Annotated in this window: 14 protein-coding genes and 1 tRNA gene; 9 read left to right on the plus strand and 6 right to left on the minus strand. The window is 70.5% G+C overall.

What is annotated here, in order from left to right; translation table 11 throughout:
- Window positions 1–9 precede the first annotated feature (9 nt).
- Window positions 10–86 (plus strand) — tRNA-Met (locus tag KME80_RS13475).
- Between the two features lie 79 nt (window positions 87–165).
- On the opposite strand, the gene KME80_RS13480 is transcribed toward KME80_RS13475, so the two are convergent.
- On the minus strand, window positions 166–369 hold the full coding sequence (locus KME80_RS13480; protein WP_219504868.1) for a hypothetical protein: 204 nt from the start codon (window positions 367–369) through the stop codon (window positions 166–168).
- A 98-nt stretch (window positions 370–467) separates the two neighbouring features.
- On the opposite strand from KME80_RS13480, the gene KME80_RS13485 reads away from it, so the two are divergent.
- The 6 genes from KME80_RS13485 (at window position 468) to KME80_RS13510 (ending at window position 5,484) form a co-directional block, all read left to right on the plus strand.
- Entirely contained in the window at window positions 468–899 is a 432-nt protein-coding gene (locus KME80_RS13485) for a hypothetical protein (protein WP_219504870.1), read from the plus strand.
- 21 nt (window positions 900–920) lie between these two features.
- Entirely contained in the window at window positions 921–1,745 is an 825-nt protein-coding gene (locus KME80_RS13490; RefSeq protein ID WP_219504873.1) for a hypothetical protein, read from the plus strand.
- A 180-nt stretch (window positions 1,746–1,925) separates the two neighbouring features.
- Window positions 1,926–4,163: a sensor histidine kinase gene (locus KME80_RS13495; RefSeq protein WP_219504875.1), complete on the plus strand. Its 2,238-nt coding sequence runs from the start codon at window positions 1,926–1,928 to the stop codon at window positions 4,161–4,163.
- Complete coding sequence (locus tag KME80_RS13500; RefSeq protein ID WP_372455356.1) at window positions 4,144–4,569, plus strand: roadblock/LC7 domain-containing protein; 426 nt, start codon at window positions 4,144–4,146, stop codon at window positions 4,567–4,569. The genes KME80_RS13495 and KME80_RS13500 overlap by 20 nt, the downstream gene beginning before the upstream one ends.
- Window positions 4,566–4,916, plus strand: a complete 351-nt coding sequence (locus KME80_RS13505; RefSeq protein WP_219504879.1) for a DUF742 domain-containing protein — start codon at window positions 4,566–4,568, stop codon at window positions 4,914–4,916. The genes KME80_RS13500 and KME80_RS13505 overlap by 4 nt, the downstream gene beginning before the upstream one ends.
- Window positions 4,897–5,484 carry a GTP-binding protein gene (locus KME80_RS13510; RefSeq protein WP_219504881.1) on the plus strand — a complete coding sequence of 196 codons (588 nt, stop codon included), beginning with the start codon at window positions 4,897–4,899 and terminating at the stop codon, window positions 5,482–5,484. Before KME80_RS13505 ends, KME80_RS13510 begins: the two co-directional genes overlap by 20 nt.
- 3 nt (window positions 5,485–5,487) lie before the next feature.
- Here KME80_RS13510 and KME80_RS13515 read toward each other — a convergent pair whose 3' ends face one another.
- Window positions 5,488–6,819: a glycoside hydrolase family 6 protein gene (locus KME80_RS13515; RefSeq protein WP_219504883.1), complete on the minus strand. Its 1,332-nt coding sequence runs from the start codon at window positions 6,817–6,819 to the stop codon at window positions 5,488–5,490.
- Window positions 6,820–7,150: 331 nt separating this feature from the next.
- Between KME80_RS13515 and KME80_RS13520 the strand changes: the two genes are divergently transcribed.
- Window positions 7,151–7,570 (plus strand): hypothetical protein, encoded by a 420-nt coding sequence (locus KME80_RS13520; protein ID WP_219504886.1) that lies wholly within the window; start codon window positions 7,151–7,153, stop codon window positions 7,568–7,570.
- Here KME80_RS13520 and KME80_RS13525 read toward each other — a convergent pair.
- The gene (locus KME80_RS13525) at window positions 7,551–8,135 is read right to left on the minus strand and encodes a class I SAM-dependent methyltransferase (RefSeq protein ID WP_219504888.1); all 585 of its coding nucleotides are present in this window, start codon (window positions 8,133–8,135) and stop codon (window positions 7,551–7,553) included. The two genes, KME80_RS13520 and KME80_RS13525, sit on opposite strands and share 20 nt — an antisense overlap.
- A 51-nt stretch (window positions 8,136–8,186) precedes the next feature.
- Here KME80_RS13525 and KME80_RS13530 point away from each other — a divergent pair, with 51 nt between their 5' ends.
- Window positions 8,187–8,654, plus strand: a complete 468-nt coding sequence (locus tag KME80_RS13530) for a group II truncated hemoglobin (protein WP_219504890.1) — start codon at window positions 8,187–8,189, stop codon at window positions 8,652–8,654.
- On the opposite strand, the gene KME80_RS13535 is transcribed toward KME80_RS13530, so the two are convergent.
- The 3 genes from KME80_RS13535 to KME80_RS13545 all read right to left on the minus strand — a co-directional run bounded on the left by KME80_RS13535 (window position 8,655) and on the right by KME80_RS13545 (window position 9,659).
- Complete coding sequence (locus KME80_RS13535) at window positions 8,655–8,873, minus strand: hypothetical protein (RefSeq protein WP_219504893.1); 219 nt, start codon at window positions 8,871–8,873, stop codon at window positions 8,655–8,657.
- Between the two features lie 5 nt (window positions 8,874–8,878).
- Entirely contained in the window at window positions 8,879–9,067 is a 189-nt protein-coding gene (locus KME80_RS13540; RefSeq protein ID WP_219504895.1) for a hypothetical protein, read from the minus strand.
- Window positions 9,068–9,257: 190 nt separating this feature from the next.
- Window positions 9,258–9,659 carry a hypothetical protein gene (locus KME80_RS13545; protein ID WP_219504897.1) on the minus strand — a complete coding sequence of 134 codons (402 nt, stop codon included), beginning with the start codon at window positions 9,657–9,659 and terminating at the stop codon, window positions 9,258–9,260.
- Window positions 9,660–10,227 lie beyond the last annotated feature (568 nt).

Genomic DNA, 10,227 nt, shown 5'->3' on the forward strand with positions numbered 1-10,227 from the left:
ACACACCGACGCGGGGTGGAGCAGTTCGGTAGCTCGCTGGGCTCATAACCCAGAGGTCGCAGGTTCAAATCCTGCCCCCGCTACCAAAAGAAAAAGTCCTCCAGGAGTTTCTCCTGGAGGACTTTTTCGTATGCGCAATTCCGCGACTTAATCACCTGAAAGCCTTCAGCGCCGGGTCCGCCGGAAGACGCCGAACTCCACCGCCAGCCCCGCCAGCGCGCCCCCGCCGAAGGCGACGAGCTCGTCCAGCCCGAGCCCCTCGTCCCTGGTCGTCAGCAACGCGAGGGCCACGTTGGCGACGACGATGCCCGCGAGCATGAGGATGACGAGCCGCACCGCCGGCCAGGCGGATTCTCGGGCCTCACTCATGATCAAGCCTCCTTCATATGTAGACCACCTACATGTAGACAGCTTACTCTAACGGCCGAGCTGACGGGATACGGTCGGCTGGCGCGCTGGGACGGTGCGTGCGCGCCTTCCGCCCGTACGGGTTCCGCGCCACCTGGCATCACCTGGTGCTCACCGCCCGCATCCCCAAACAGGTGGAACGGGACCCCGTCTCACTGGTCCGGGCGGTCGACGAACTGGCCGCCGCCCGCAGCGCATGGCTGTCGCACGTCGCCACCCAGGCCGGACGGCGCGCGTCGCGAGAAGGCACGGGGCACCCGGGGCCCGGTCGTGGCGAGCTCACCGGGATGGAGCCGGCTGGCGTGCTGTGCGCGACGCCGAGACCGCCGGACGCGGTCTGCCCGGCGTGCGGCGTCGCCGGGCCCGCGCACGCACCGGAGCCCCGGGACGACGACCGCTGGCGACAGGTCCGCGACCGAACGTGGGGGAACCCCCGAGGGCTGGCTCCCCTGGGAACGGCGGATCCGCCCGTTGTCCTTCGACTCCGGTGACTAATCAGGCAAGATCGGTGTATGAGTGCATTAGTCAGGGCCGCGCTCGTGGGCGCCGTGGTCGGAATCGCCGAAGCCATGCTGTACGTGTTCGGCGACGCCGACGAGATACCGGTCGTCCTCGCGATGGCCCTGCTGCCGTTCCCGCTGGGCATGTTCCTGAGCTGGTTCGGCAGGCTGCCGCTGTCCTGGGCGGTGTCGACGCTGGCGTCCTTCCTGCTGTACGTGCTCATGCTGGCGTTCGCCGTCTTCGGGCTCACGCTCTCGACGGCCATGGACTTCGGCGCGGTCACCGGCACCGCCGCCTTCATGGCGCTCGGCGTCATCGGGTACGTGGCCGCCGCCGCGATCGTGATGCCGGGACCGGCCAGGGCCAGGTCGCTGGCCGCCGGCTTCGTCGCCGTGACCTGCCTCGGCCTCGGCGCGCCACACGACCTGATCGCCGCCGGCGCGCAGGCCGAGCGGCTGCACCGCGCCGGCTTGCCCCTGGTCGGGCCCGGCCTCGACGGCTTCCGCCTGACCCACGCCGACGACGACTACACGGGCCATCCCGACGAGCCGGAGCTGCACCTCACGTACGAGGGCGAGGGGACGATGATCGAGGTCAGGGTGCTGCGGCCCGACCTGACCGGCCCCTACCTGGCCTGCGAGTACGACAGCGGCGCGGACTGCCGGCAGGTGCGGGACGGCGTCTGGATGGACAGGTACAGGGTCATGTACGCGAGCCGCGGCGGCACCACGGTGCGGCTGGAGGGCGAGACTGCCTCCTATGACACCCTGCTGGCCATGCTGGACACCTTCCGCCCGATCCCCCTGACGGAACTGGCAGCAGCCGACCGCCCATGACTCCGGCATAGCCGCGGAGATATCGAAATATCAACTTTTGAAACGGCATCTTGTCGGCGCGGGACACCAGCGGCATAGTGGTGCAGATCACAGCGCGCATCCGTCGCGGCGTGCACTTCAGGCACTGCCGCCCCCAGGCAGACCGACTATGCGCAGGAAAGCGCGGATTGGACGAAGCGCATGAGATCCGCCCCGCCGATCCGCCGCAAGATCCTGCGGATTCTCCTGGTGCCTCTGGTGTCGCTCGTCGGCCTGTGGGGCTACATCGCGTACAGCATGGTGTCGGAGACGACGGGGTTCGCGCAGAGCCGGGGCGAGTGGGACGCGGTCGGCGCGCCGTCGCGTGAGCTGATCATCGCGCTCCAGCGGGAGCGGCTGCTCACCGCCGAGCTGGCGGGCCGGGCGGCGGGTGACACGCAGCTCGCGACGCAGCGGCACGTCACCGACCAGGCGGTGGCGCGGGTGCGGGACGTGGCGGCCGGGCTGGCCGAGCAGCCGCAGGCCGGCACCGCGCCCGAGACCGTGCGGGCGCTGCTCAAGGCGCTGGACGGGCTGGCGGGACTGCGCGCGGCGGCCGATCTCGGCGACGAGGCGGCGCTGACCACGACCGAGAAGTACAACGTGATGATCGGCGTCGCCAACCAGCAGTTCGGCGGCGCCGAGCGGCTCACCGAGGTCTACTCCTACCGGGTGCTGCGCGGCCTGTCGGCCTACAGCTCGGCCGCCGAGTACGCCTCCAGGGAGGCCGCGGTGCTGGCCCCGGCGCTGGAGCGCGGGCAGATGACCTCGACCGAGCACGCGGCGTTCGTGGCGGCGATGACGGCGCGGCGGGTGCAGCTCGCCGACGCGCTGCGCGACATCGGCCCCGAGCTGCGCGCCCTGCACGAACGGCTCGTCGCCACCCCGTCCTACCAGCGGTTCGAGCAGGCCGAGGACGCCGTCTACGCCTGGAACGCGCGCGGCATGCCGCCCGTGACCGCCACGGCCTGGCGGCTCGACGCGGCCGAGGCGTTCGCCGGGCTGAGCGGCAACTCCAGCCAGGAGGTGCGGCGGGCCACGCTGAAGGGCGAGACCCGCGTCGTGGAGGGCCTGGTGCGCATCGGCGTGGTGCTGGGCCTGGGCCTGCTGGCGGTGCTGCTGTCGATCGTGCTGTCGTACCGGTTCGGCCGCTCCATGATCGACGAGCTGAGGAAGCTGCAGGCGTCGGCGGTCGAGCTGGCCGAGGTCCGGCTGCCCAAGCTGGTCGAGCGGCTGCGCAAGGGCGAGGACGTCGACCCGGCCGAGACGACCGCCGAGCTGGAGCAGGCCAGGACCGCCGAGGTCGAGCGGGTCGTGCAGGCGTTCTCGGCCGTGCAGCGCACCGCCGTCGAGGCCGCGGTCGGCCAGGCCACGCTGCGCAAGGGCGTCGGCCAGGTCTTCCTCAACCTGGCCAGGCGCAACCAGGCGCTGCTGCACCGCCAGCTCACGCTGCTCGACGCGATGGAGCGCAAGGCGGAGGACCCCGACACGCTGGAAGGGCTGTTCAAGCTCGACCACTTCACCACCCGCATGCGCCGCCACGCGGAGAACCTGATCATCCTGTCCGACGCGGCGCCCGGCAGGCGCTGGCGTGACCCGGTGCCGATCCACGACGTGATCCGCAGCGCCGCGCTGGAGGTCGAGGACTACACGCGGGTCACCATCCAGCCGATGCCGCAGGCGCCGATGCTCGCGGGCGCCGCCGTCACCGACGTCATCCACCTGATCGCCGAGCTGATCGAGAACGCCACCTCCTTCTCCCCGCCCAACACCAGCGTCCAGGTGCGCGGCCTGGCCGCGGCCAACGGCTTCGCCATCGAGGTCGAGGACCGCGGCCTGGGCATGAACACCGCCACGATGGCCGAGCTCAACGCCCAGCTCGCCACGCCGCCCGAGTTCGACCTGGCGGGCAGCGACCGGATGGGCATCTTCGTGGTCTCCCGGCTGGCCGCCCGCCACGGGATCAAGGTCACGCTGCGCCAGTCGCCCTACGACGGCACCACGGCGATCCTGATGGTCCCGGTGAGCGTGCTCACCGAGCCCGTGCAGGCCCGCCCGCACACCACGGTCTCGCTGTTCGAGCCGGCCTCGGCGCCTCCGGTCCGGCAGGTCCCGGCCCCCTCCGCCGTACGGACCCTGCCCCCGCCGCCCTCCCCGGCGCGCTACGAGACCGACGACGACCTGGACGGACTGCCGGTACGGGTACGGCAGGCCAGCCTCGCACCACAACTCCGCAAGACGCGCCCACGGCAGGAACCCGACATCTCCACTCGCTCCCCGCAGGAGCTCCACGACCTGATGACCTCCATGCAGGAGGGCTGGCGGCAGGGGCGCAGGGAGGCGGAGGAGAGCCGTGACATGCGCGATGAAAGGGATGACCATGGCCGACACGAGATCTGAGCTGAGCTGGCTGCTGGACGACCTGACCCACCGGGTCCCGGGCGTACGGCACGCCGTGCTGCTGTCGGCCGACGGCCTGACGATGGGCGGTTCCCAGGGCATGACCCGGGAGGACCACGAGCATCTGGCGGCCATCGCGGCGGGCAGTCACAGCCTGGCCGTGGGCGCCGGGCGGCACTTCGGGCTCGGCGGCGTACGCCAGACGATCATCGAGCTGGAGGGCGGCTTCCTGTTCGTCTCGGCCGCCGGACAGGGCGCCAGGCTGGCCGTGCTGACGGCGGCCGACGCCGAGCTGGGACTGATCACGTACGAGATGGCGCTGCTCGTCAAGCGCGTCGGCGAGCACCTCTCCACCCAGCCGAGAGGAGCCGCGCCCGCGCCTGTCTGGAACGGGACGGCACCGTGACCGACGACGATCCGGGGCCGCTGATCAGGCTGTACGGGCTCACCGGCGGCCGGGCGCGGCCCTCGGGGGAGGCGTTCGACCTGGTCGCGATCGTCACGACGATCAGGACGCCCTTCGAGCTGCCGGGGCTGAACCCCGAGCACCACGCCATGCTCGCCATCTGCCGCCGGCCGACGCCGGTGGCGGACGTGGCGGCGCAGCTCGGCCTGCCGCTCAACATCACCCGCGTGCTCCTCGGCGACCTGCGGCGCGAGGGCCTGGTGAACATCGACCCGCCGCAGCCTCCCGACCAGACGATCGACGAACGCACTTACAGGGATGTACTGCATGGAATTCGCAGGCTTTGACCGCCCCCGGCCCTCCGGCGGGACGCTCACCGCGACGGCCCTGAAGATCCTGATCGCGGGTGGATTCGGCGTCGGCAAGACGACGATGGTCGGCACCATCAGCGAGATCCGCCCGCTGCACACCGAGGAGCTGCTCAGCGACCGCGGCGTCGGCGTGGACGACCTGTCGGGCGTGGAGACCAAGGTCGCCACGACGGTGGCGCTCGACTTCGGGCGCATCACCATCCGCGAGGACCTGTGGCTCTACCTGTTCGGCACGCCGGGCCAGGACCGGTTCTGGTTCATGTGGGACGAGCTGGCGCTCGGCGCGCTGGGCGCCGTCGTCCTGGCCGACACCCGCCGCCTGCAGGACTGCTTCCCGGCGGTGGACTACTTCGAGCAGCTCAAGCTGCCGTTCGTGGTCGCGGTCAACTGCTTCGACGGGGCCCGCCGTCACGATCCTGCGAAGGTACGGCGGGCCGTCGGGCTGGACGAGGGCACCCCGGTCGTCCTGTGCGACGCGCGCAACCGCGCCTCGGTCAAGGACGTGCTCACCACGCTCGTCACCCACGCCGTGAGCCGGAGGTAGCCGTCAGGAGGTCGTGCAGCTGATCGGCGACGGCGTGCTCGTGCCGTCCCCGTTGGCCAGGAAGCCGAACGTGGTGGTCGCGTCGGGGCCGACCGAGCCGTTCCAGCCCAGGTTGGAGACGGTCACGTTGCCGCCGCTGCCGGAGACCGAGCCGTTCCAGAGCTGCGAGATCGACTGACCGCCGGCGAACGTCCAGCCGACCCGCCATCCGCTGATCGGCGCCGTGCCGGTGTTGCGCACGGTCACCTCGGCCTGGAACCCGCCCTGCCACTTGTTGACCAGCTTGTACGTGGCGGTGCAGCCGGGCGTGCCCGTGGGGGTGACGGTGGGGGTAACCGTCGGGGAGACGGTGACCGTCGGCGTGACGGTCGGCTGCGGCGCGGCCATGGCCAGGTCGTACGCCCGCTGCGGCACGAACTGTCCCGCCGAGGCGATGCACCCGTCGGCCTCGCCGGGCGGCTTCACCCACAGGTACGCGTCGATCGCCGGGTCGCCGGTGTCCGTCGTGCTCCAGGTGCCGGTGGCGCGGCCCGCCGGGTCACACCACTCGCTGCCCGCCGGGCCGTTGCCGTTGCGGCTGGTGTCGATCACCGCGCCGAGCCCGGAGACGCCGGTCGCCGCGATGACGCTCTTGGCGTAGGACACCAGGCCGGGCGTCGAGCGGTAGTTGGAGGTGTTGACCGCGATGCCGTCGGCGCTGGTGCCGACCTGGGCGCCGTTCAGCCGCGAGGCGGCCTCCGACGGCGACAGCCAGGCGTCGTGCCCGATGTCGAAGTACACCTTGACCTGCGAGGACGTCGCCTTGAACCGCTGCCCGGCGTAGGCCATCGAGGCCTTGACCTCGGCCTGCTCGGCGGAGTTCATGCAGTTGGACATGATGGCCAGCGCGTCGGGCTCCAGCACGATCGTGGCCGGGCGGCCGCCCAGACCGGCGGCGATCTGGTCGATCCAGCCTCGGTAGGCCGCGTGGTCGGGGGCGCCGCCGGCGCTCGGGCCGCCGCAGTCGCGGTTCGGCATCGCGTACACGGCCATGATCGGGATCTTGCCGGCCGCCGCCGCGGCGCCCACGTACGCGTCCACCTGGCCGCGCACGGCCGACGGGTTGTAGCTGGCGAACCAGCGGCCCTGCGGCACGGCCGCGATCCGGTCCCTGATCACGGCGGCGCGGCTGTCGCCGGGGTTGGCGGCCACCCACTTGGCGGCGTTGGTCTGCGGGTCGACGTAGAACGCGGAGTCGGCGGCCTGGACGGCGGAGGAGGTGAAGACGGCCGCCCCCGCCACCGCCGTGACGGCCGCGGCGACGATGGCGGCCACCAAGGGCCTGCTGCGAGACATGGATACTCCGTCCGGTGATGTGGGAGCGCTCCCACGGGGTTCACTCGGATGGTAGGGAGCCGGTCGCCGTTCCCAGAAGGATCCGCACCGGCCGCGACGAGGGCGTCCGGCGAAAGTCACAGGCGGGACAGGCTGTTCGGCTGTGCGGAAGGGTGAAACTTTCAGCAGCCGCCTTGCTATGGTCCCTGGTGTGCATGGGCCAGGGGGACCGGTCAGGCGTAGGGATGTGCGGTGGTTGTGGCTGGTGGTGCCACCGAGCATCGCGGCCACGGCGAGCGTGATCGGGGCGATATTTCCCGGCGGCAGCCTATATATCTGGTCCTATGCGCTGATGTTCTGGATCTTGGCGGCCGTCGCCTGGGGCGTGCTGTTCTTCCTGCGCCGCTACCGCAAGCTGTCCGCCGTCGGCCCGCTGCTCGCCGTCGCCACCTTCGCCGTCGTGGCCGCCGACCTGCCGATCCGGTTCGCGTTCGCCGTCTCCGAGCACGCCCTGTCGGCCTACGTACGGTCCCTGCCCATGCATCCTGAGAGCGTCACCGTGGGCGACGTCGAGGCCGGGCTGGGCGTCGAATGGGTCGGCCTGTTCCCCGTCGGCCGTGCCGTACGCCATGTCGGCAGCACCGACCTGGGCGTCGTCGGCTCCGGGGGATGGCTGGAGTTCTGCGGGCTCACCTACTCCACCGGGACCATCCGCGCCACGTCGGCCGACCATCTCTCGGGCCGCTGGTACGTCACGTGCGAGGCTTTCTGAAGACCAGCAGATACCGCCAGAAGAGCAGACGGCGGATCCGGGCCCCGGGCAGGAGCTCGGCGGCCCGTTCCCTGATCTCCGGCAGCGTCATCGCGGGCGGCCTGACCGGCGCCCGCACCGGCGAGTGCGCCGCCCTGCCTGCCAGGGCCAGCCTGATGGCGGCGTTCGCCGGGACGGCCGCCCCGCTGACCAGGCGGTCGGACCAGGTGCTCTCGCGATAGCAGCCCAGCACCGCGAGCACCCCGCCGGGAGCCAGCGCCTCCCGCAGCCGGCTCACCGTGCCGAACGGCACGTGATGCAGGCTCGCCAGGCAGGACACGAAGTCGTAGCGCCCGCCCGCCAGCTCCATTGTGGTGATGTCGCCGTGCGTGAACGTCACCCCGGGAGTCTGACCGGCGGCCCGGATGACCGCCTCGTCCGGATCGACGGCGTCCACCGCCGGCCCGCGCGCGGCCAGGGCCCGCGCGAACGCCCCCGTGCCGCACCCCACGTCGAGCGCGTGCCGGGCGCCCGGCGGAAGCTGTTTCAGCAGCAGGCCGTGGTAGTGGTCGTTATGGTCGAACATCTCGGAATTATGGGCTTGTCCGCCATTGTTGATCAATGATTACATGATTACATGACTGAAGAGAATGTGCCGACGCTCTACGAATGGGCCGGCGGCATCGAGGCGTTGGAACGGCTCACCGAGGTCTTCTACGGACACGTCGTCAAGGACGAACTCATCGGGCCGCTGTTCGCGCACATGGACCCGGGGCACCCCAAGCACGTCGCCATGTGGCTGGCGGAGGTGTTCGGCGGTCCGTCGCGCTACACCGACGAACGCGGCGGATACGCGCACATGCTCTCCTACCACCTGGGCAAGGCCATCACCGAGCCGCAGCGCCGGCGCTGGGTCAGCCTGCTCATGGACGCCGCCGACGAGGTCGCGCTGCCCGACGACCCCGAGTTCAGGGCCGCGTTCTTCGGCTACATCGAATGGGGCACCCGCATTGCCCGGCACAACTCCCAGCCCGGCGCCACGCCTCCGCCCCAGGCGCCCGTGCCCCACTGGGGCTGGGGAGTCGCGCCGCCGTACACGCCGTAGTCACTCGAAGTAGCACTCCGGCTCGGCGAGCGGGTCGACGTGCGCGTCGGACTCGCGCACGTCCTCCTCGCGCGTCCACCGGGAGATCCCGCGGGCGGCCGCGTCGTCGATCTCGTCGATCCGATGCCGCTGCGGGAGCCGGTCCAGGTACATCGCCGCGAACGACGCCTGCGGGTCGTCCCCCAGGTCCTGACTGACCTCGTACGGTTGCTCGCTCATCGAACTCACGCCTTGCCGATCATGATGGCCGCTTTCCACCCGGCCCATCCGAGCAGGAACAGGGCGAACACCACCTGACCGGCGCGCATCCAAAAGGCAGAGGCCACGTCCGCGTACACCACGACACCCAGCCACATAACGCTGAATGTCCCGACAAAGGCGATTGCCGCCCAGTTCATCCCGCGTTGCCACATATGCGCAGTCTCCCAGGCCGTCCGCCAAGCGCGGGTATGTCCCAGGTCGTCATCCGGTGATACACGCGCGCTCTATCCCGCGCCGGTTCTACGGTCCGCCGCTGTACGGGCCGGGTCGCACGCTTCTCGTCCAGTGCGGCCCAGCGGCGGCGCCCCCACCCCGACCGGCTTGGAAAGGGGCGCGTCGGGGTCAGCGCGGCAGAGTGCGGACGGAGCCGACGCAGCGGCGCAGCCGGATGCCGGCGCGGGGCCTCGGCCGAGCATGCTGCTCCAGGCAGGCCAGCAGCGCCGCCGCCGTGCGGGCGTCGGACAGGATGCGCTGCACGGCCTCGCCGTTCGCCGGAAGCTGGCCGTGCTCGCCCAGCTCGTGCGTGAGGAACGCCATCGGCTCGGGCGCCCCCACCGAGTCGGCCGCCACCGTGGCGCGGGCGGCGGTCAGCAGCCGCAGGTAGTGGGTGCGCATGACGGCCTCGCGCATCCGGGCGTGCTCAAGGTCGTCGACGAGCGTCCGCGCGATGCGCAGGAGATCCTCCGGCTGCGTGGCGTCGTCGGCGAGGAAGGCGCGGATGTCGTCGAACTCCGAGCGGGTCATGGCGGATACCTCCGAGAGCGCAGTCTGCTCGTACGTACTTCGTACCTGGGAGCGATTGCGGATGACTTGCCGGGCACTTGCGCGTTCCGCCGGGTCCGGGGGGTGCGCCCCCGGGCCGAGCCTTGCCATGCGCGTGGAGAGGTTTGGCGGTTGCCTGGGGAGGGAAGAACGTCATGATTACCCGAGACGGGCCACGGTGGTCTTCGGGGCTGCTAGAGTTGCTGAGGCGCGGGCGACGAGGGGCTGATCAAGCTCCGGAGGTGCCCGGCGAATCCCACTCTCTGGCGAGACATCCGGACGGTTCGAAGCTGTCCGAATGGCTGGTAAGTTAGCGGGGCGTCGAAATTCCAGCAGGTCGAGCAAGTCCGGTCAATTTGACAGAGGCTTGAACGGCTGAAAGAATTAAGACACAACGAAATGAGCGCCTCTCGCAGGACTGGAGAGCAAGCGTCCGTTTCTTGAGAACTCAACAGTGTGTCAAAAGCCAGTGCATGAAGTTTTTCATGCAACACCTCGTCAAATATGACGGAGATAATGTTGCCTGGTATCAAACCTTTTTTGGAGAGTT

The sequence above is a fragment of the Nonomuraea ceibae genome (assembly GCF_019396325.1).
GTDB classification, from domain to species: Bacteria; Actinomycetota; Actinomycetes; order Streptosporangiales; family Streptosporangiaceae; genus Nonomuraea; species Nonomuraea ceibae.